22 protein-coding genes are annotated in these 19,951 nt (G+C 44.6%); 20 read left to right on the top strand and 2 right to left on the bottom strand.

Annotated elements, in window-relative coordinates; translation table 11 throughout:
* The first annotated feature begins 22 nt into the window (after nucleotides 1-22).
* From srtB to BN3261_RS08360, 10 genes are all read left to right on the top strand, one after another.
* Nucleotides 23-841, top strand: a complete 819-nt coding sequence (gene srtB, locus BN3261_RS08405; protein ID WP_021651401.1) for a class B sortase — start codon at nucleotides 23-25, stop codon at nucleotides 839-841.
* Between the two features lie 32 nt (nucleotides 842-873).
* Nucleotides 874-1,596 (top strand): NAD-dependent protein deacylase, encoded by a 723-nt coding sequence (locus tag BN3261_RS08400; RefSeq protein ID WP_015527191.1) that lies wholly within the window; start codon nucleotides 874-876, stop codon nucleotides 1,594-1,596.
* A gap of 49 nt (nucleotides 1,597-1,645) precedes the next feature.
* Complete coding sequence (locus tag BN3261_RS08395; RefSeq protein ID WP_022426426.1) at nucleotides 1,646-1,840, top strand: DUF951 domain-containing protein; 195 nt, start codon at nucleotides 1,646-1,648, stop codon at nucleotides 1,838-1,840.
* 115 nt (nucleotides 1,841-1,955) lie between these two features.
* Nucleotides 1,956-2,243: a 30S ribosomal protein S6 gene (gene rpsF, locus BN3261_RS08390; RefSeq protein WP_015527189.1), complete on the top strand. Its 288-nt coding sequence runs from the start codon at nucleotides 1,956-1,958 to the stop codon at nucleotides 2,241-2,243.
* Between the two features lie 74 nt (nucleotides 2,244-2,317).
* Complete coding sequence (locus BN3261_RS08385) at nucleotides 2,318-2,776, top strand: single-stranded DNA-binding protein (protein WP_015527188.1); 459 nt, start codon at nucleotides 2,318-2,320, stop codon at nucleotides 2,774-2,776.
* A 48-nt stretch (nucleotides 2,777-2,824) separates the two neighbouring features.
* A complete protein-coding gene (gene rpsR, locus BN3261_RS08380) occupies nucleotides 2,825-3,088 on the top strand; it encodes a 30S ribosomal protein S18 (protein ID WP_021651398.1) in 264 nt (87 codons plus the stop codon).
* Between the two features lie 173 nt (nucleotides 3,089-3,261).
* Entirely contained in the window at nucleotides 3,262-5,310 is a 2,049-nt protein-coding gene (locus BN3261_RS08375) for a DHH family phosphoesterase (RefSeq protein WP_022426425.1), read from the top strand.
* Between the two features lie 2 nt (nucleotides 5,311-5,312).
* Nucleotides 5,313-5,759 (top strand): 50S ribosomal protein L9, encoded by a 447-nt coding sequence (gene rplI / locus BN3261_RS08370; protein WP_015527184.1) that lies wholly within the window; start codon nucleotides 5,313-5,315, stop codon nucleotides 5,757-5,759.
* 3 nt (nucleotides 5,760-5,762) lie between these two features.
* Nucleotides 5,763-7,091 carry a replicative DNA helicase gene (gene dnaB / locus BN3261_RS08365; RefSeq protein WP_015527183.1) on the top strand — a complete coding sequence of 443 codons (1,329 nt, stop codon included), beginning with the start codon at nucleotides 5,763-5,765 and terminating at the stop codon, nucleotides 7,089-7,091.
* A gap of 226 nt (nucleotides 7,092-7,317) precedes the next feature.
* Nucleotides 7,318-7,887, top strand: coding sequence for a MerR family transcriptional regulator (locus BN3261_RS08360; RefSeq protein ID WP_022426424.1), 570 nt, complete (start codon nucleotides 7,318-7,320; stop codon nucleotides 7,885-7,887).
* 46 nt (nucleotides 7,888-7,933) lie between these two features.
* Here the strand turns inward: BN3261_RS08360 and BN3261_RS08355 are convergent, their stop codons facing one another.
* Nucleotides 7,934-8,104 carry a DUF362 domain-containing protein gene (locus tag BN3261_RS08355; RefSeq protein ID WP_015527180.1) on the bottom strand — a complete coding sequence of 57 codons (171 nt, stop codon included), beginning with the start codon at nucleotides 8,102-8,104 and terminating at the stop codon, nucleotides 7,934-7,936.
* Between the two features lie 207 nt (nucleotides 8,105-8,311).
* Between BN3261_RS08355 and BN3261_RS08350 the strand changes: the two genes are divergently transcribed.
* Nucleotides 8,312-8,512: a DUF1858 domain-containing protein gene (locus BN3261_RS08350; RefSeq protein ID WP_015527179.1), complete on the top strand. Its 201-nt coding sequence runs from the start codon at nucleotides 8,312-8,314 to the stop codon at nucleotides 8,510-8,512.
* A 106-nt stretch (nucleotides 8,513-8,618) separates the two neighbouring features.
* Here BN3261_RS08350 and BN3261_RS08345 read toward each other — a convergent pair whose 3' ends face one another.
* Nucleotides 8,619-9,386: an adaptor protein MecA gene (locus BN3261_RS08345; protein ID WP_059085999.1), complete on the bottom strand. Its 768-nt coding sequence runs from the start codon at nucleotides 9,384-9,386 to the stop codon at nucleotides 8,619-8,621.
* Between the two features lie 359 nt (nucleotides 9,387-9,745).
* Between BN3261_RS08345 and BN3261_RS08335 the strand changes: the two genes are divergently transcribed.
* From BN3261_RS08335 to rpiB, 9 genes are all read left to right on the top strand, one after another.
* Nucleotides 9,746-10,015, top strand: coding sequence for a hypothetical protein (locus BN3261_RS08335; RefSeq protein WP_021651392.1), 270 nt, complete (start codon nucleotides 9,746-9,748; stop codon nucleotides 10,013-10,015).
* Nucleotides 10,016-10,200: 185 nt separating this feature from the next.
* Nucleotides 10,201-11,850 carry a glycosyl hydrolase family 18 protein gene (locus tag BN3261_RS08330; RefSeq protein ID WP_059085997.1) on the top strand — a complete coding sequence of 550 codons (1,650 nt, stop codon included), beginning with the start codon at nucleotides 10,201-10,203 and terminating at the stop codon, nucleotides 11,848-11,850.
* Between the two features lie 85 nt (nucleotides 11,851-11,935).
* Entirely contained in the window at nucleotides 11,936-12,655 is a 720-nt protein-coding gene (locus tag BN3261_RS08325; protein WP_059085996.1) for an N-acetylmuramoyl-L-alanine amidase, read from the top strand.
* Between the two features lie 69 nt (nucleotides 12,656-12,724).
* Complete coding sequence (locus BN3261_RS08320; RefSeq protein WP_059085995.1) at nucleotides 12,725-14,722, top strand: hypothetical protein; 1,998 nt, start codon at nucleotides 12,725-12,727, stop codon at nucleotides 14,720-14,722.
* Nucleotides 14,712-15,422: a glycosyltransferase family 2 protein gene (locus tag BN3261_RS08315; RefSeq protein ID WP_059085994.1), complete on the top strand. Its 711-nt coding sequence runs from the start codon at nucleotides 14,712-14,714 to the stop codon at nucleotides 15,420-15,422. Before BN3261_RS08320 ends, BN3261_RS08315 begins: the two co-directional genes overlap by 11 nt.
* Nucleotides 15,423-15,440: 18 nt before the next feature.
* Nucleotides 15,441-17,699 (top strand): DUF2298 domain-containing protein, encoded by a 2,259-nt coding sequence (locus tag BN3261_RS08310; protein WP_059085993.1) that lies wholly within the window; start codon nucleotides 15,441-15,443, stop codon nucleotides 17,697-17,699.
* A 136-nt stretch (nucleotides 17,700-17,835) separates the two neighbouring features.
* Nucleotides 17,836-18,417: an HD domain-containing protein gene (locus BN3261_RS08305; RefSeq protein ID WP_059086903.1), complete on the top strand. Its 582-nt coding sequence runs from the start codon at nucleotides 17,836-17,838 to the stop codon at nucleotides 18,415-18,417.
* Nucleotides 18,418-18,429: 12 nt separating this feature from the next.
* Nucleotides 18,430-19,512 carry an L-threonylcarbamoyladenylate synthase gene (locus BN3261_RS08300; protein ID WP_059086902.1) on the top strand — a complete coding sequence of 361 codons (1,083 nt, stop codon included), beginning with the start codon at nucleotides 18,430-18,432 and terminating at the stop codon, nucleotides 19,510-19,512.
* The gene (gene rpiB / locus BN3261_RS08295) at nucleotides 19,493-19,921 is read left to right on the top strand and encodes a ribose 5-phosphate isomerase B (protein WP_015527166.1); all 429 of its coding nucleotides are present in this window, start codon (nucleotides 19,493-19,495) and stop codon (nucleotides 19,919-19,921) included. Before BN3261_RS08300 ends, rpiB begins: the two co-directional genes overlap by 20 nt.
* The last annotated feature ends 30 nt before the right edge of the window (nucleotides 19,922-19,951 follow it).

Below are 19,951 nucleotides of genomic sequence, written 5' to 3'. Positions count from 1 at the left end.
ACAGATTTAAAGGAGTGTGATTATGAGCAGGAAAAACAAGGTGAAAAAGAAAAAAACAGTTGGAGATCATATTCTGACGATCGTTCTGATCGTGGCAATCTGTATTTTCTGTTATGCAGCTTTTAACCTTTATCATATTTATACAGAATATAAAAAAGGAACCGATGAATATAACAGCATTTCCGAAATGGCAGTGACAGAACGTGATCCGGACCAGGTGGAAGAGATAGATCAGCCGGATGAACAGCCTGTAGCACCTGTGAGCATTGATTTTGATTCTCTCAGGAGTATCAATGAGGATGTGATCGGCTGGATCTATATGGAAGCATTGCCTGAGATCAGTTATCCGGTGGTACAGGGAGAGGATAATAATTTTTATCTGCACCAGACATATGAGAAAAATTATAATTTTGCGGGAACGATCTTTATTGATTATGAGAACAAAAGAGATTTCAGCGATTGTAATACCCTGGTGTACGGACACAACATGAAGAATGGTTCCATGTTTGGAATGCTGAAAAAGTACAGAGCGGATGAGACGCTTTATAATACCAGCAAATATTTCTGGATCCTCACACCGGAAAAAGATTACCGGTATGAGATCATTGCAGCGTATACGACTTCTGTAAACAGCGATACGTATACCTTATTTAAAGGACCTGGCAAAGAGTTTCTGGAATATGAGAAAAAAATGTTCCAGAATTCGGAGATCAGAACAGATGCCACTGCAAGTGAAGCCAATGTGAAGGATAAGATCGTTACATTATCAACCTGTACCGGCAATCAGGCAACACGTTTTGTGGTACAGGGAAAAAGAGTGAATGCGGTGAACCCACAGTAGAGCTTTTGCGGATAAGTTTGGGAGGAAATGATATGGGAAATGAGATAGAAAAATTACAAAAGATCATTGATGAGAGCAGAAATATTGTATTTTTCGGCGGCGCAGGTGTTTCAACAGAAAGCGGGATCCCGGATTTTCGAAGCCAGGACGGACTGTATAACCAGAAATATGATTACCCGCCGGAGACGATCTTAAGCCATACATTTTTTATGCGAAAACCTGAGGAATTCTTTAAATTTTACAGAGATAAGATGCTTTGTGATACTGCAAAACCGAATGCGGCACATCTTAAGCTGGCGGAGATGGAGCAAACAGGAAAGCTGAAGGCTGTGATCACTCAGAATATCGATAATCTTCACCAGATGGCAGGAAGTAAAAAGGTCCTGGAGCTTCACGGAAGCGTTTACCGAAATCATTGTGTGAAATGCGGGAAATCCTATGATTTTAAATATATGAAGGAATCGAAAGGTGTTCCGCGGTGCAGCTGCGGCGGCATGATCAAGCCGGATGTGGTCCTTTATGAGGAAGGACTGGATGACTATACGATCCAGGAATCAGTAAGAGTGATCTCAGAGGCGGAGGTGTTGATCATCGGGGGAACTTCTCTGGCGGTATATCCGGCAGCAGGTCTGATCGATTATTTCCGGGGAAATCATCTGGTGGTGATCAACAAGGCACCGACACCGAGGGATAAATATGCGGATCTTCTTATTAAAGAACCGATCGGGCAGGTGTTTTCTCAGATAAGAGTCTGAAAATATGGGAACCTGGGATGATCTGCAAATTAAAAATGAGGAGTATCAAATGGGATTAAATTATGAAGTTGGAGATATTGTCACACTGAAGAAGGCTCATCCCTGTGGCAGTAAAGAATGGGAGATCCTTCGCGTAGGAGCGGATTTTCGCCTGAAATGCAAGGGCTGCGGACATCAGATCATGGTGGCACGTAAGCTGGTTGAGAAAAATACACGAGATTTGAAAAAAATTGAAAAAAATTAAATTTATGCTTTACATCACGGGAGAGATGTGCTAGAATCAACAATCGTGATATATTTCATATCCTTGCTCTTTGACAGGCAAAGGGCCAAAAGACCATAAGGAGGTTAAGACAAGCATGAACAAGTACGAGTTAGCATTAGTTGTGAGCGCTAAGCTTGAGGACGAAGCACGTGACGCTGTAGTTGAGAAAGCAAAAGGCTACATCACACGTTACAACGGCGTGATCACAGAAGTTGAAGAATGGGGTAAGAAGAAATTAGCTTACGAGATTCAGAAAATGCATGAAGGCTTCTACTATTTTATTCAGTTTGAAGCAGATTCTCAGTGCCCGGCGGAGATCGAGAGACATGTCCGCATCATGGACAATGTATTAAGATACCTGGTTGTCAAGAAAGAGGCATAATTTTTGCAGCGGATTTTTCGAAAACACCATTAAGAACCTGTTCAGTTAAGTGAAATCATAAGAGAGGTAGAACGATGAACAAAGTAATATTAATGGGACGCTTGACAAGAGATCCTGAGGTAAGATATTCCGCAGGAGAAAATGCCCTGGCAATCGCCAGATATACACTGGCAGTTGATCGCAGATTCCGTCGTGACGGAGAGGCAAGTGCTGATTTTATCAGCTGTGTTTCTTTCGGACGTACAGCAGAATTTGCGGAAAAGTATTTCAGACAGGGACTGAAAATTGCAGTTACGGGACGTATCCAGACAGGAAGCTATACGAACCGTGAGGGACAGAAGGTTTATACGACAGAGGTTGTTGTTGAGGATCAGGAATTTGCTGAGAGCAAAGCATCAAGCGACAGCTATGCAGCAGCTCATCCGAGAACAGAGGCAGCACCTGCAACGTCTATGCCGAGTCCGAGCGCAGCAAGCGCCGACGGCTTCATGAACATTCCAGATGGAATTGATGAGGAGCTGCCGTTCAATTAGAACATCTGATCAAGACAGATGAGACGAATAAGATAGGAGGAAACAATCATGGCTTACAATAGAGGCGAGAGACCAGATTCTCCGATGAAGAGAAGAGGCGGACGCAGAAGAAAAAAAGTTTGTGTATTCTGCGGTAAAGAGAATAACGAGATCGATTACAAGGATGTAGCAAAGTTAAGAAAGTATGTTTCCGAGAGAGGTAAAATTCTCCCGAGAAGAATTACAGGTAACTGTGCGAAACATCAGAGAGCACTGACAGTTGCTGTTAAGAGAGCACGTCATATGTCCCTGATGCCATACGTTCAGGACTAATTCTGATCTTATACGGGGTCGTTGCGAAACAGATGAGCAGTCATCTGGAGGCAGCGGCCCTGTTTTTTTTATGAGCAAAACAGATTTTATCATTGCTATGGAATTATAATAAGGAATCTGGTATAATGTTAAATAACTTGTGGGTTAAATTACATTAAGAACAGGAAAAAGCAATGAACAACAAAGTTAAATTCAAGGGGCCTATGAAACACTTCATGCGCTGGCCGCTGTACCTTTCGGTCCTGGTCGTGCTGCTGGACCTGCTGGTGTTTATTGTAAGTGTAAAGGCCGGAATTCTGGTGTCTGTAGGTACTGTGATCTATATTTTTATCGCAGTACAGCTTTTTCGATATCACAAACCGCTGATCATCAATGATATGATCGCATTTGCCAATCAGTATGATGTGGTAGAAAAGCGGATGCTGGAAGAACTGGCGCTTCCTTATGCCATTATGGATATGGAAGGCCGCATGATCTGGTCCAACCGTATTTTTTCAGAGATCACGGGGAGAGATCAGTTTTATAAAAAAAATATCAGCACAGTTTTCCCGGATATTACTCCGGACAAGCTTCCTGTAGCCGATGAACCGGAAATTTCCGAGATGAGTATACATTTCGGGGATCGGATCTATCGGGTTTCCATGCAGCGGGTGACTATGGGGGAAGTAGTCAGCCATGCGGATATTCTGGAGAATATGTCCCAGAATGTCAGTCTGATCGCCATGTATCTTTATGATGAAACAGAGCTTAAGGAATACATCCAGAAAAATGAGGATAACAAGCTTGTTGTAGCACTGGCTTATCTGGATAATTATGAAGAAGCACTGGAGAGCGTGGAGGATGTGAGAAGATCTCTGCTTATCGCACTGATCGACCGAAAGATCACCAAGTATTTTTCCAACTTTGACGGCCTTGTGAAGAAACTGGAGAAAGATAAATATCTTCTGATCATGCGCCAGAGTTCACTGGAAACACTAAAGGAACAGCGTTTTCATATCCTGGATGAGGTTAAGACGGTTAACATCGGAAATGAAATGGCTGTGACATTAAGTATCGGAATTGGTCTGAATGCTTCTACGTATATCCAGAATTACGAATATGCCAGAATTGCCATTGAGATGGCACTGGGCCGTGGCGGTGATCAGGTAGTGATCAAAAATGAAAATAATATTACCTACATTGGCGGCAAGGCACAGCAGATGGAGAAATCAACCCGAGTGAAGGCACGAGTGAAGGCTCAGGCTCTGAAGGAATTTATGAGCACCAAGGATCGAGTGGTGGTTATGGGACACAAGATCACAGATGTGGATGCTCTGGGAGCTGGGATCGGTATTTACCGTGCCGGTAAGACTCTTGGTAAGCCGGTGCATATTGTGATCAATGATCCGACCACATCCATTCGGCCGCTGATGAGTGGATTTATGGAGAATCCGGATTATGAGCCGTCCATGTTTGTGGACAGTAATCAGGCCAAAGAACTGGTGGATAATAATACGGTAGTAATTGTGGTGGATACCAACAAGCCAAGCTATACCGAATGCCAGGATCTTCTCTATATGACAAAGACCATTGTGGTATTGGATCATCACCGCCGCGGCAGCGAGGTGATCCAGAATGCAGTTCTGTCCTATGTGGAGCCATATGCATCCTCAAGCTGCGAGATGATCGCAGAGATCCTGCAGTATTTTGCAGACGGGCTGAAGCTTCGAAGTATTGAGGCGGACTGTATTTATGCGGGTATCATGATCGATACCAACAACTTTACAACAAGAGCGGGTGTGCGTACCTTTGAGGCAGCAGCATTCCTGCGCAGATGCGGAGCAGATGTGACACGTGTACGTAAGATGCTCCGGGATAATATTGATTCCTATAAGGCGAGAGCGGAGGCAGTTCGTACTGCGGAGATCTACAGAGATTATTTTGCCATTGCAAGATGTCCGAGTGAAGGTCTGGAAAGTCCTACCGTTGTAGGAGCACAGGCGGCCAATGAGCTGCTCAATATCGCAGGAGTCAAGGCATCTTTTGTTCTTACCAGCTATAATAATGAGGTTTACATCAGTGCCAGAGCCATTGATGAAGTGAATGTACAGGTCATGATGGAACGGATGGGCGGCGGCGGACATTTGAATATTGCCGGTGCACAGGTGAAAGACACCATGGATGAGACCGAAAGAATGCTGAAAGAAATTATAGACCAGTTATATCAGGAAGGGGACAAATAGAAATGAAAGTAATTCTTCTGGAAGATGTTAAATCCCTGGGTAAAAAGGGACAGATCGTAAATGTAAGTGACGGATATGCAAGAAACATGATCCTGCCAAAAAAGCTTGGTGTTGAAGCTACATCCAAGAATCTCAATGATCTGAAACTCCGTAAGGCAAATGAAGAAAAGGTTGCACAGGAAAACCTGGACGCTGCCAAGGCATTTGCAGAGGAGCTTTCCACAAAGGAGGTTATCCTTACTCTGAAGGTAGGTGAAGGCGGAAGAACATTCGGTTCTGTATCCTCAAAAGAAATCTCAGAGGCAGCCAAAAAACAGCTGAATCTTGATATCGATAAGAAAAAGCTCCAGCTGGAGAATCCAATCCGTAACCTGGGTGTTACCAATGTTCCGGTACGACTTCATCCGAAGGTAACCGGAAGTCTCAAAGTCTGGGTAAAAGAGGCGTAATCAATGGAAGAAGCACTGATCAAGAGGATTCTACCTCACAGCATTGAGGCAGAGCAGTCAGTGATCGGATCCATGATCCTGGATCGTGATGCGATCCTGGTGGCTTCCGAGATCCTGACCAGTGATGATTTTTATCAAAAACAATACGGCATCATTTTTGATGCCATGGTGGAGCTCTGTAATGAAGGACAGCCGGTAGATCTGATCACTCTGCAGAATCGTCTCAAGGAGAAAGAGCTTCCGCCGGACATCAGCAGTATGGAATATGTCCGTGATCTGATCGCAGCAGTTCCTACATCAGCCAATGTGAAATACTATGCCAATATCGTAAGCGAAAAGGCAGTTCTCCGGCGGCTGATACGGACTACGGAAGAAGTTGCCAATGCCTGTTATCTGGAAAAGGACAGTACGGAAACCATACTTGAGGAATCCGAGAAAAAGCTGTTTAATATTTTGCAGAGAACAAATGGCAGCGATTATGTGCCAATCCAGCAGGTTGTGTTGAATGCAGTCAGCAATATTGAGAAGGCTTCCAAGCTGAAGGGCTCCGTTACCGGGATCCCGACCGGATTTGTGGATCTGGATTATAAGACTTCCGGTATGCACGCGTCCGATCTTGTACTGATCGCAGCTCGACCTTCCATGGGAAAAACTGCCTTTGTATTGAATATTGCCCAGTATATGGCGTTTCGTAAAGATGTGACCGTGGCTATTTTCAGTCTGGAGATGTCCAAGGAGCAGCTGGTAAACCGTCTTCTTGCTATGGAATCTCACGTGGATTCCCAGAATCTCCGTACCGGAAATCTGAAAGATGAGGACTGGACGAAGCTGGTAGAAGGAGCGGATATTATCGGTGGCTCCAATCTTATTATTGATGATACACCTGGAATCTCCATTGCGGAGCTTCGTTCCAAATGCAGAAAATATAAGCTTGAGCATAATCTGGGGATCATCATGATCGATTATCTTCAGCTGATGAGCGGAAGTGGAAAATCGGATTCCAGACAGCAGGAAATTTCAGATATTTCACGATCGCTGAAAGCGTTGGCAAGAGAGATCGATGTACCGGTAATTGCGTTATCACAGCTTAGCCGTGCAGTGGAACAGAGACCGGATCACAGACCAATGCTTTCAGATCTTCGAGAGTCCGGAGCTATTGAGCAGGATGCGGATGTGGTCATGTTTATCTATCGAGATGATTATTATCACAAAGATACCGAGAAGAAAGACATTGCGGAAATTATCATAGCCAAGCAGAGAAACGGCCCGATCGGAACTGTGGAGCTGGTATGGCTGCCGAGATATACCCAGTTTGTAAATATGAAAAAATAGAGCCGTGCAGACGGTAAATGAAAGGCTGTCAGGATGAAAGCTTATAGTTATCCTGATGGCCTTTTGTATTTTTGTCTGTGTGATCGTGGAGTTCGGGATGCTATGGATATAGGCAAAGAGTCATATTTGGTAAAATTATGTCAACCGATTATTCTTGCTATTTCCTGATCTCAGGGGTTATACTGTAGACAGCAGCAGTGAATCTCTATATAAGGGGGCGTTCACAATGGAAAAAAGATATACAGTCAGACAGGCCGTAACACTGACCGGAGTGAAATCTTATGTCCTGCGTTACTGGGAGGAAGAACTGGAGCTTCGGATCGGACGCAATGAACTGGGACATCGCTATTATACACCGTTTGATATCCAGCTTTTTCTTAAAATAAATGAGCTGAAAAGTAAAGGACTTCAGTTGAAAGCAATCCGTACACTGATCCCACCGGAGGCAAGAAAGGCAGATACACCGGATTTTTCAGAATCTGGTATCAGGATCCTGGATGGAGAAGCTGTTGAGCTTGAAGATATCCCAATGAAAAAAACGGGATCTGAAAAGGAGTTCATGGAAAAAACGGAATCCGGGAATACAGAGAAGTGCGGAGCAGATAACGATAAGATACTGGAGTTTCAGGAAATCATGGAACGCCTGATCCGTGAGGAAATGCAGAGAAAGAAAGAAGGAGAGTACCGGTGTCGTTCTCTGGATGAAGCGATCCGCAGGCAGCAGCAGGCAAGAAGAGAAGCGGCAGCTTCCTGTGAGGGAAAAAAGAATAAAAAAAACAGAAAAGGCTGCCGGTAAACCGGCAGCCTCATTCATTATAGCAGCTTATCAAGCTAATGATGCATTACTCAGCAGAGATAGCACCAACTGGACAGGCCTCAGCGCATGTTCCGCAGTCAACACAAGCGTCTGCGTCGATTACATAATGCTCGTCTCCCTGAGAAATAGCCTCGTTCGGGCACTCACCCTCACATGTTCCACAGCTAACGCACTCGTCAGAAATTACATATGCCATAATTGATATCCTCCTTTTAAATTGTGTATTGTATGTATCCCCTACCAGGGATTCTATTCCCATTCTAATATATCTGCATAAAGAATACAAGTATAAATTTATAAACAAAACTGAAAATTCGTAACCCGTTGATTCCATTCCGGATTCGTATTATAATAGCAGAACGGAATGAAATATTTCGATAAAACAGTAAAGGAGAATACAATCATGGCAAAAGTTACAAAGAGCATGCTGATCGGAGAACTGCTCACTGTAGACCCGAATATCGCACCGATCCTGATGAGAGCAGGAATGCATTGTCTTGGCTGCCCGTCTTCACAGATGGAATCTCTGGAAGAAGCAGCAATGGTCCATGGCCTGGACGCAGATGTCCTCGTAGCTCAGATCAATGATTTTCTTGGTGAGTAATAAACAGAAGCTTTTTTGCTGAAACAAAAGGACCGCTGTCGGGAAATGCAGATCATATGGATCGCATTCCGACAGCGGTTTGTTTGTCTGTAGGATATTTGGTTTGTCAGATATTCAGAAGCTTCTGAAGTGCATGATCAGCGATCAGTGCACAGTGCTCTCTGAGGTAGGCTTCACCGGCTGGTGTGAATGCGCGGCCGATGCCATACTCGGAAAGGATATTGCAGACCTTGTTAAATTCTTCAGGTGTACAGTCTGACTGATGAAGTACCAGCTGATAGACACCGTCTTCTCCTTCACGATAGAGAGTATTATCACCGGTAAAGAAACCATTCATACCATGAGATGCGGCAATAACATCATCCAGCCCCGGGAAAGAGTACAGGCGTATAAGCTTTACAGAACTCTCACCCGGCTGCTGTGATGCATCCGGAGTTTCTGTTGCCTGAGGGGCGGAAGTTTCCGCCCTTTTTTCTTCCGGTTTCTGTGAAAGATCCTTAAGCTTGGATTCACAGAGCTTCTGGAAGATATCGATGATATTGTCAGCGCCATCGATCTCTACGGTATCGGAAGGTTTGTTGCCCTTGAAGGGTGCAAATTTGGAAAAACGTGTATCCAGTTCTTCAGGATCTTCCACTTTAGTGATAATGAGGATAATACTTTCGGCATTGACAGGAATAGCCTCAATCATCAGAGGAATATTATCTGCTTCAAAACCAAATTGTATCTGTGCCTGCTGCATCATATCACGAAAGAGACGTTTGGCTTTTTCGGTACCGTATGCAAGTTCGCTGATACGGATCTGATGACTGTCCAGATCTTCTTTCGTCAGGGTACAGCGGATCTGATTTTCATTGATTTTTTCTATTTTCATATGATCACATCCTATAGGTAAATAAATTTAATCTTTTACATACTGTATTATATAACAGTTATACACAAGATGTAAAGATGTAGAAACCGGAGAAAAAAGAAAATTTCTGATTCTTTTATAAAAGACTTGCATCTGAAGGGAAATCAGGTATAATGAAAAGCAGAAAAGCTGTCTCCTCCCGGAAACAAGAAGACAGTAACGATAACTTAAAGTCATATTTTTCTGAAGATAAGGATTCTGTGTGAAATTCATCGGCGAGTCTGTCGGTACACAGAGAAATTTCCCCCATTTTATTATTTATATTTTATTACAAGTATCATCCTAATAGGGAAGTTGCAGCTTTTCGAGAACCATTGCTGGTGTTTTCTGAAAATCTAACCAGGAAAGGAGGTCGGGATACGCCAAATATATCACAGGAAAAAAAGAAATCCGCAAAACCCCTTCGAAGGGAGCTGGAGCTTTATCGTGAGAACGGAGTTTCTCTTTATCTCAATGGAGCACCAAGCACTCCGAAAAAAATCGCAAAAGCCTGTCAGATTGCGGAAAACGGGGTCTATATGCGGGATTATACGGAAGATGAAGACGGCCATATCGCCTGTGTAAGCTTTGATCTTATTCGCAAAGAATGACCGTACATAAGAAAAAACGGTTCCCCGGATAACGATCATCCCCTGCACTCATGCATACCATGCGGGGAACCGAAATTCTAAAGAAATTGTGAAAAATTATTAAAAGTGGATTTTTATAACGAAATGTAGACAAGATATGTTATAATAGAGCAAATTATGACATTTTATACCGAAAGGAAAAAAACATGACAAAAAAACATATACCGGTCCTTGTGGTAGGTCTGCTGATCGTTCTGGTCGCTCTTGCCGGAGGGGCTGTTTACGGGATCAATAAGCTTATACCAAGCAGGAAACAGATGGATCTGACAGAATACTACGGCCAGAATGCAGACGGTGAGGCTGCGTTGATACTTGGAACTGAGAAACTGGAAGAGAAGGCACTTATCTCAGGAGAAGATGTATATCTTCCGCTGGATGTAGTGAACGGATATTTGAATCAGAGATATTACTGGGATAGCGAAAACAAGAAGATACTGTATGCAACACCATCCAGTCTCACAGAGGAACCGGCTTCAGATAAGGCAGACGGAAACGTGTGGCTGAAGGATGACACGGTTTATCTGAAACTGGATTATGTAAAAAAGTATACAGATATCGATTCTTATATAGAGCAGGATCCTGCAAGGATTGCGATACAGTACAAATTTACCAATGTGGAGACCGTGACCACGAAGAAAGATACCGTGATCCGTTACCGGGGCGGGATCAAGGCGCCGATCCTTTCCAAACTGGCGAAGAATACAGTTCTCCGGCTGATGAATGAAGGAGAGGACTGGGATCAGGTGGCAACCGATGACGGTTACATCGGTTATGTTCAGAAGAAAAAAGTAAGTGCTGTGGATACAACGGATTATGAAAGGGATTTTAAAACAGAGTCCTATACATATCTTACCATGGATGAACCGGTGAACCTGGCATGGCACCAGGTTACCAGCACAGATGCAAACAGCTATTTCGCAGATGCGGTACAGAATATGACAGGCGTGAATGTGATCTCTCCAACCTGGTTTTCTGTAACAGATAACTCCGGAAATATTTCAAGTCTTGCATCTGGGGAGTATGTGATGCAGGCACATGAAAAAGGACTGAAGGTATGGGGACTGGTGGATAATTTTAATGAGAACATGAATACCAAAGAAGTTCTTTCAAAAACCAGTTCAAGGCAGAATCTGGAGAATCGGCTGATCACTTATGCACTGAAAGTAGGAATGGATGGAATCAATGTTGATTTTGAATCTTTGAGCGAAGGAGTAGGAATCCATTTCCTTCAGTTTTTAAGAGAGCTTTCTATCCAGTGTCACGCCAATAATTTGGTACTGTCTGTAGATAATCCGGTTCCGGAAGATTTTACCAGTCATTATGACCGTGCGGAGCAGGGCAAGGTTGTGGATTATGTGATCATTATGGGCTATGATGAGCATTACGTAGGCTCCGATGCCGGTTCTGTGGCATCTCTGCCATGGGTAGAACAGGGGGTTAAGGATACGCTTTCAGAAGTAGCGGCTCAACGGACGATCCTTGCGATTCCGTTCTACACAAGGCTCTGGAAGACTACAGATGGCGGTGCACTGACAAGTGAGGCCATCGGTATGGATCAGGCACAGCAGACGATCAGTGATAACGGAGCAGAAACATACTGGGACAAGAAGACAAGCCAGAATTATGGAACCTATGAAGGGGACGGTGCCACATACCAGATCTGGCTGGAGGACTCTAAGTCTATTGCGGAAAAGGTTAAACTGATCAAAAAATATAAACTAGCAGGTGTGGCAGAGTGGAAGCTTGGATTCGAGAACAGCGGGATCTGGAGCGTGATCACAGAAAACCTGTCATAAACAGAAGAAAACATTGTGATCTTCACAATGCTAAAAACACTCCCGGCAACATATATTAAAATAAATATGCCGGGGGTGTTTTGCGTTGAAAAAACATTTCATAGAATTGGCAATGGCAGTTCTTATGCTGGTCTGTTTTTATATTCTGTCATGGGAAGCGGCAGAAACTGCAGGCAGACTTATAGATGTATCCGGAAATATAAAAGCAGATCAGGTGATCCTGGTGGATGCCGGTCATGGGGGTGTGGATTCCGGAATGGTGGGAATCGGTGGACTGAAGGAAAAAGGAATCAATCTGGATATTGCCATGAAGCTAAAAACGATCCTGGAAAAAAAAGGCCTTGCCGTAGTAATGACCCGGGAAGAAGATAAAGGTCTTTATGAAAATGGTACAAAAAATATGAAAGCACAGGATCTGCAGAATCGTATTGAACAGATCCGGAAATATGAACCGGTGCTTTCTGTGAGTATCCACCAGAACAGCTACAGTGATCCCGGAGTAAAAGGTCCGCAGGTATTTTATTATGAGGATTCGGAAGGCGGAAAAGAACTGGCACTTGCGATCCAGGAAAACATGAACCGGAAGCTTTCCATTGCACGGCCGCGGGTGGCAAAAGAAAACAGAACCTATTATCTTCTGAAGAGAAGTCCGGGTGTGATCAATATCGTAGAATGTGGATTTCTTACAAATCCGGAGGAAGCCGCCCTGCTGCAGACAGAGAAGTATCAGAGAAAGGTAGCAGAGGCTGTGGCTGATGGAATCGTTACATATCTGAAAAAACAGAAGGAAAACGAAAATAATTGAAAAAAATGTGAATAGCCTTTTCATAGGAAGGTGATTCTGCTATACTTTACGTGAATTAAGGAGAATCCTATGCTTGGAATCATTTATCTTATATTATGTATGTTAACAGGAATGGAAATGGCAGGATGTCTGTTTCCGCGTCAAACAACTGAAAGAGGAAACAGGATATGGGTGGTCCTGCCGGCAGCGTTTGGGATGGGAATCCTGATGCTGACCTGGGCAGTCTATATTCTTTCCTGGATGTTCAGCATATGCGCGGGGGCAGAGCATCCTCTTTTTTATGGAAATCTGATCGTATTTCTGGTAGATATCCTGCTGCTTTCGGGAATCTTCCGGTGGAAAAAGAAAAAACAGCAAAAAATGTTTGTGATATCCGAACGGATGATCAGCAGAAAATGGATCCTGAAAAAAGAGCTTCTGCTTTTTGGCATTTTGACGGTTTTTGTGACTTGGATGATGTTTTACGTTTTCCATATGAAAGACGGCATTCTGTACTCCGGCTTTTCGGTATACGGAGATTATGCACCCCACACGGCAATGATGCGATCTTTTTCACGGGGAAATAATTTTCCTACCCAGTATCCGCATTATGGCGGGCAGGATGTGAAATATCATTTTATGTTCCAGTTCCTTGTGGGAAATCTGGAGTATCTGGGCCTTCGTCTTGATCTGGGATATAATCTGGTAAGCATCCTGTCTCTGGCGGGATTTCTTATGGTGCTTTACGGGATCAGCTACCGGATGTTCAAAAGCTTCTGGGCCGGGGCAGCTGCCATTGTTTTCTTTTTTTTCCGCAGCGGAACAGCGTTCTGGCGTTATCTGTGGGAACATCTTCAGGCGGGGGACCTTGTACGGACTCTGGAAGAAAATACGGCGTTTATCGGTTATACTACCAATGAAAACTGGGGATTATGGAATTTCAATGTATATCTGAACCAGCGTCATCTGGCTTTCGGCCTTCTGATGGCAGCTGTAGCGGTATGGACCTTTATGGATTGGGTGGAAGCCGGATGCAGTCACAAGGAGCAGGGCTTTTTGTGGGTCCGTAATCGTTTTTTTACAAAAGAAGCCTGGATCTGCAGAAATGTGGATACGGCGATCCTTCTGGGACTGTTTCTGGGATTAACTGCTTTCTGGAACGGAGCTGCGCTGATCGGCGGCCTTCTGATCCTTGCCGGACTGGCAGTGTTTTCTGACGGTAAGCTGGATTATGTGATCTGTGCCGGACTGGCAGTGCTTTTTTCGGAACTGCAGTCGAAGATCTTTGTGTCGGGAAGTGTTATGAGTCCATCCTTTTACTGGGGCTTTCTGGCAGACAATAAAAGCATTTCCGGTGTACTCTGGTATCTGGTGGAAATCAGTGGATTTTTCTTTGTGGGAATGATCGTGGCAGCAGTATTTCTGAAGAGAGGTCAGCGGGTAGTGCTGATGGGCTGTTTGCTTCCAATGGCATTTGCATTTCTGGTATCTCTGACTCCGGACATCAATGTCAATCATAAATATGTGATGATTTCCTATGCCTTTGTGACAGTTTTCTGGGGATGGATCATAAGATGTGTTTTCCTTGCAGGGAAAAATAGCTGGAAGAAATGGGCCGGTCGCGCAGCGGCAGCGGTCCTTTGTATCTGTCTTAGTGCAACGGGGATCTATGATTACGTGATCATCTTAAGAGACAACGATTCCGCACACAGGATGACTGTAAATATGGAAAGCAGCCTGACGGATTGGCTCAGTGCAAATCTTAAGAAAAATGATCTTCTGCTGACACCGGAATATACCATGAACGAGGTCACTATGTCCGGTGCCATGCTGTATTGCGGATGGCCTTATTATGCATGGTCTGCAGGGTACGATACGGGCTATCGTGCCGGCCAGGCAGTGCTCATGTATACCACGGATGATCCGGAGCTACTGAAAGCTGCCGTAAAACAGGAAAAGATCACATATATCCTGTTTGAGGAGGATATGGAATTTGAACAGCAGGAATGTCGTGAGGATATCATCAGGGAGACATATCCACTGGTGTATACCTCAGAGGATGGGAGAATAAGAATCTATGAAACATGACAGCTTATATATCATTATGCCGGCATATAATGAAGAAAAAAATATCGGGACCGTGATCGAGCAATGGTATCCGGTAGTGGAGAGGATCGGCGGGGACAGCCGCCTGGTGATCCTGAATGATGGCAGCAAAGATGCTACCTACAAAAAAATACAGAATTATCAGAAAAATCATGACCGTCTTATCGGAATCGATAAACCGAATGAAGGACATGGAGGAACAATACTCAGGGGATATCGTTACGCAGTAGAAAAAGGTGCCAATTATATTTTTCAGACGGATTCAGACGGCCAGACACTTCCGGAGGAATTCTGGCAGTTCTGGGAAAAACGTCAAAAGTGTGGGCTTCTTATCGGTTACCGGCAGAAGAGAGAGGATGGGCTTTCCAGGATTTTTGTGACAAGAATACTGCGGCTTGTGCTTTTCCTTATTTTTGGAACCTGGGTAAAAGATGCAAATACGCCATATCGGCTGATGGAGGGAAAACAGCTCGCCAAAGTACTGAAGCGTATCCCAGGCGGATTTTTCCTTTCCAATGTGCTGATGACCGTGATCTATGAAAAACATCATCTTTATGTGGAATATATCCCCATCACATTCCGACCGAGACAGGCCGGAAAAAATTCTATCAACATGAAACGGATCATAAAGATCGGAAGACAGGCATTTGCGGACTTTTACCGTCTGCGGGGCAGAATCTGATACAGGAGGAACAGAAGGATGAAAAAAAAGATCAGAGAATTATTTCCGGAGCTGACTGCAGCAGTGCTCCTGACAGTACTTTCTGCGTATCTCCTGGGAGGAGATGTATGGACATTCTGGACCTGGTGGCTGCTTGCACTGTTCATGGGAATGGTGGCAATGCCGGTCACAGGAAGGCTTTTCGGAGGTTTTGAAGACCGGGGATGGCTTTTTTCAAAGGTACTTGCCATTGCAGTTACCGGATTTCTCACCTGGCTTCTGGTAGCGGTGGAAATCCTTTCTTTTACAGCAGTAGTGTGTGTAGGGGTATCTGTGGCTGTTGGCATTTTATGTGCAGTACTTTTTCATGTTCAGCTGAAGCATGGCATTGAATGTTATCCGTCAGGAAAGATGCAGCTGATCTTTCGGGAGGAGCTTCTGTTTTTTGGAATCTTTCTGCTGTGGACTTATCTGGCAGGATTCCGGCCGCAGGCATACGGAACAGAGAAATTTATGGATTATGGATTCATGGAGGCCATGATGCGGAGCAAAACTCTTCCTGCACGTGATCTCTGGTATTCACAGGGAACCATCAATTATTACTATGGCGGGCAGTATTTTGCAGTATTTCTTACGAAGCTTACAGGAAGCAGAGTGGAAGTGACTTATAATCTGATGCGTACCTTTGTGGCAGCGTTTGCCTTTGTGTATCCGTTTTCCCTGGTCCGTCAGATGACGAAGGACAGGCTGTATGGACGGCTGGATGGAAAGAAGAAATATCTTCCTTCACTGGCAGGAGTTACTGCAGGCATTGCAGTATCTATCGCGGGAAATGTACATTATATCGTCTACCGTTGTGTACTGCCGCTGATCCGGAAGATACAGGGAGTGGCAGAAACAGCCAGCTACTGGTTCCCGGATGCAACTCGTTACATAGGGTATAATCCGGTGAATGACAGTGATAAGACCATACATGAATTCCCATGCTATTCCTTTGTTCTGGGAGATCTTCATGCCCATGTGGTAAATGTGATGTTTGTGACATTTCTGGTGGGAATGCTCTATGCATGGCTGAAAATGATCCGAAAAAGAGGGCCTGAGCCTGAAAAACAGGAACGCAGTGTTTTCTGGCTGAGACAGCTTCTGATGCCGCATATCCTTCTGGCGTCAGTTTTTCTTGGCATGTTCCAGTGGACCAATTACTGGGATTTTGTGATCTATTTTGTAGTGACCGGTGGAGTTGTCCTGATCGCAAATATCATACGATTTGAGGGAAAGATAATCAGGATCCTGGCAGTGACGATCGTACAGGCAGTGGAGATCATAGGTCTCTCTTATCTGGTGATCCTGCCCTTTACATTGAAATTTGATACGATGGTACAGGGGGTGGCACTGGCACAGCATCATTCACTGTGGTATCAGCTTCTGATCCTCTGGGGACTTCCGGTGCTCCTTACTGTTTTGCTGATCCTGTCTGTCATCACAGAAAAAATGAAGGGACTGAAGCATAAAAGTCTTTACAGGCTGCTGGAGGCGATTACAGTTCCGGATCTTTTTGCAGTGATCATGGGCTTATGTGCTATCGGACTGGTTTTGATCCCGGAGCTTGTATATGTGCGGGATATTTATGAAAATGGAAATGCCAGAGCCAATACTATGTTCAAGCTGACGTATCAGGCATATATCCTTTTCGGAATGACAATGGGATATGGGATTTATCGTATGCTGGTGATATCCAGACAGAAGATCATCCGGATTCTTTCAGGTGTGGGGCTTTTTGTACTGCTCTGGACCGTGGGCTATTTCGGAAATGCCGTGCATTCCTGGTTTGGGGATGTCTGGAAGGTTTCGGAGTATCAAGGACTGGATGCAACTACATTTCTTGAGCAGGATTTTCCTCAGGATGCGTCGGCGATTCGCTGGCTGAAGCAGAATATCAAGGGCTCTCCTGTGGTGCTCGAGGCTAACGGGGACAGCTATACCGGATATGAGAGAGTTTCTGCATCTACGGGGCTTCCGACCGTACTGGGATGGTATGTGCATGAATGGCTCTGGAGAAATAATGTACCTGACCTCAATGAAAAAAGTGCGGACATCCAGACTATTTATACAGCTACTGATGCAGAGACGGTAAAAAAACTGATCAGCCGTTATGATATTTCCTATATCTTTGTAGGAGGACAGGAAAAAGAAAAATACGGAACAGAGCTTAATGACCGTGTTCTTCAGAGTCTGGGAAGCATTGTCTTTGAAGATGATATGTCAGGAACCTACATTGTGAAAGTGGAGCAGGATTGACATTTTTTCCATAATAACGCTATAATGTAACTATTATGTGGCTATCTGTTAACGGATATGCTCAGCAGGAGATTTCTGCTGAGCAGTATACTGAAAAAAGTGGCAGTTGCAGGATGGCAGCAGAGAGGAGGATATTATGAACAGAATCGACAGACTTTATATGGAAATGATCCATTATTATCAGGGGGATCCGAAGCATATCCAGCATTTTGTGAAGGTGCATGATCTTTCAAGGCTGATCGGCCAGAGTGAGGGTCTGGATGAAGATACGATGTATGTTCTGGAAGCCGCGGCTCTCGTTCATGATATCGGGATCAAAGTCGGTATGGAAAAATACGGACGCTCTGATGGAAAGACGCAGGAAGCAGAAGGTCCGGCAGCTGCCAGAGAGATGCTTACCGCACTGGGCTTTCAGGAGAGGGTGATCCGCAGAGTGGAATATCTGGTAGGACATCATCATACCTATAAGGATATTGACGGGCTGGATTATCAGATCCTTGTGGAAGCTGATTTTCTGGTTAATTATTTTGAAGATGGACTGGATAAAGAACATATAAAGAAAAGTGTAGAGAAGATCTTTAAAACAGAAACAGGTAAAAAAATAGTAAAAGACATGTTTTTCCCGGAGACTTTTCAGAAATCCGAAACCTGGGCACAGGATGCCCTTCAGGATTTGGAAGATTTTATTGAAGAGCAGGGGATTTATATCAGACAGTAAATGGAGCGTAAAATGAAAGCAGAAATAGCAGTTATGACAGCGGAGAATATAGACAGAAAGGCAATTGCCAGAGGTGGCGAGATCCTGAAAAACGGCGGGCTTGTGGCATTTCCCACAGAGACTGTATACGGCCTTGGAGGAAATGCCCTGGATCCGAAAGCATCGATGAAGATCTATGCAGCCAAGGGAAGACCTTCGGACAATCCGCTGATCGTACATATCGCAGATATCCGTGACCTGGATAAGATCGTTACGGAGGTTCCTGAAAAAGCCAGAATACTGGCTGAGAAATACTGGCCGGGTCCGCTGACAATGATCCTTCCCAAGGCAGATATCGTGCCAAAGGAAACAACCGGAGGACTGGACAGTGTGGCAGTACGTTTTCCAAGTGATCCTATCGCACAGGAGCTGATCCTTGCGGCTGGCGGATATGTGGCAGCGCCAAGTGCCAATACTTCCGGAAGACCAAGTCCTACGACAGCAGGACATGTGGCAGAGGATCTGGGAGAAGCCATTGATATGATCATTGATGGAGGACAGGTAAATATCGGTCTGGAATCTACGATCGTAGATTTTACAGAAGACATACCGGTAGTCCTGCGGCCGGGATATATTTCCCTGGAAATGCTCCGGGAAACACTTGGAGATGTAAGGATGGATAAGGGACTGATCAAACCGGACAGCAAGGTCCATCCAAAAGCACCGGGAATGAAATACCGTCATTATGCACCAAAGGCAGATCTTGCCATTGTGGAGGGGGCCACAGAGGGTGTGATCGCGGAGATCGAAAAAAGAGCCGGAGAGGCTGAGGAGAAGGGACTGACGGTGGGGATCATCGCAACAGATGAAACAAAAGGCCGATATTCACATGGAATCGTAAAGAGTATCGGAAGCCGGGAGCAGGAAGAAACCATCGCGCATCATCTGTACGAGGTCCTGCGTGATTTTGACAGCTGTAATGTAAGTGCCATTTATTCAGAGGCATTTTTTACACCAAGAATGGGACAGGCGATCATGAACCGCTTACTGAAAGCGGCTGGTCATAAAATTATCAACGTTGAGGAGGAGAAAGAAAATGATAGCACTGGGATGTGATCATGGCGGCTATGAGCTGATGCAGGAGGTAAAGAAGCATCTGGAAGAGAGAGGACTGGAGTACAAAGATTTTGGATGCAATGGTCCGGAATCTGTAGACTATCCTGTTTATGGAAAGAAAGTAGCACAGGCGATCGTGGATGGTGAGTGTGAGAAAGGAATCCTGATCTGCGGAACAGGTATCGGAATTTCCATCACTGCTAATAAATTCAAGGGAATCCGTGCTGCACTTTGTACAGATTGCTTTACTGCAGAGGCAACAAGACTTCATAACGATGCCAACATTCTGGCCATGGGCGGTCGTGTAGTAGGACCGGGACTTGCTCTGAAGATCGTGGATACATTCCTGGATACACCATTTTCCGGGGATGAGCGTCATATCAGAAGGATCAACATGATCGAGGATTGATCGATCAGTAAGAAACCAATAGAAAAAGAG

The organism is Blautia massiliensis (ex Durand et al. 2017) (genome assembly GCF_001487165.1).
Lineage (GTDB): Bacteria > Bacillota > Clostridia > Lachnospirales > Lachnospiraceae > Blautia_A > Blautia_A fusiformis.
Note: the sequence above shows the minus strand (reverse complement) of the source record. Positions and strands in the feature narration are given on the sequence as shown.

Excerpts from the sequence above, each read along its gene's own strand:
- srtB (WP_021651401.1), top strand. The coding sequence starts at position 23 with ATGAGCAGGAAAAACAAGGTGAAAAAGAAAAAAACAGTTGGAGATCAT.
- BN3261_RS08400 (WP_015527191.1), top strand. The coding sequence starts at position 874 with ATGGGAAATGAGATAGAAAAATTACAAAAGATCATTGATGAGAGCAGA.
- BN3261_RS08395 (WP_022426426.1), top strand. The coding sequence starts at position 1,646 with ATGGGATTAAATTATGAAGTTGGAGATATTGTCACACTGAAGAAGGCT.
- rpsF (WP_015527189.1), top strand. The coding sequence starts at position 1,956 with ATGAACAAGTACGAGTTAGCATTAGTTGTGAGCGCTAAGCTTGAGGAC.
- BN3261_RS08385 (WP_015527188.1), top strand. The coding sequence starts at position 2,318 with ATGAACAAAGTAATATTAATGGGACGCTTGACAAGAGATCCTGAGGTA.
- rpsR (WP_021651398.1), top strand. The coding sequence starts at position 2,825 with ATGGCTTACAATAGAGGCGAGAGACCAGATTCTCCGATGAAGAGAAGA.
- BN3261_RS08375 (WP_022426425.1), top strand. The coding sequence starts at position 3,262 with ATGAACAACAAAGTTAAATTCAAGGGGCCTATGAAACACTTCATGCGC.
- rplI (WP_015527184.1), top strand. The coding sequence starts at position 5,313 with ATGAAAGTAATTCTTCTGGAAGATGTTAAATCCCTGGGTAAAAAGGGA.
- dnaB (WP_015527183.1), top strand. The coding sequence starts at position 5,763 with ATGGAAGAAGCACTGATCAAGAGGATTCTACCTCACAGCATTGAGGCA.
- BN3261_RS08360 (WP_022426424.1), top strand. The coding sequence starts at position 7,318 with ATGGAAAAAAGATATACAGTCAGACAGGCCGTAACACTGACCGGAGTG.
- BN3261_RS08355 (WP_015527180.1), bottom strand. The coding sequence starts at position 8,104 with ATGGCATATGTAATTTCTGACGAGTGCGTTAGCTGTGGAACATGTGAG.
- BN3261_RS08350 (WP_015527179.1), top strand. The coding sequence starts at position 8,312 with ATGGCAAAAGTTACAAAGAGCATGCTGATCGGAGAACTGCTCACTGTA.
- BN3261_RS08345 (WP_059085999.1), bottom strand. The coding sequence starts at position 9,386 with ATGAAAATAGAAAAAATCAATGAAAATCAGATCCGCTGTACCCTGACG.
- BN3261_RS08330 (WP_059085997.1), top strand. The coding sequence starts at position 10,201 with ATGACAAAAAAACATATACCGGTCCTTGTGGTAGGTCTGCTGATCGTT.
- BN3261_RS08320 (WP_059085995.1), top strand. The coding sequence starts at position 12,725 with ATGCTTGGAATCATTTATCTTATATTATGTATGTTAACAGGAATGGAA.
- BN3261_RS08315 (WP_059085994.1), top strand. The coding sequence starts at position 14,712 with ATGAAACATGACAGCTTATATATCATTATGCCGGCATATAATGAAGAA.
- BN3261_RS08310 (WP_059085993.1), top strand. The coding sequence starts at position 15,441 with ATGAAAAAAAAGATCAGAGAATTATTTCCGGAGCTGACTGCAGCAGTG.
- BN3261_RS08305 (WP_059086903.1), top strand. The coding sequence starts at position 17,836 with ATGAACAGAATCGACAGACTTTATATGGAAATGATCCATTATTATCAG.
- BN3261_RS08300 (WP_059086902.1), top strand. The coding sequence starts at position 18,430 with ATGAAAGCAGAAATAGCAGTTATGACAGCGGAGAATATAGACAGAAAG.
- rpiB (WP_015527166.1), top strand. The coding sequence starts at position 19,493 with ATGATAGCACTGGGATGTGATCATGGCGGCTATGAGCTGATGCAGGAG.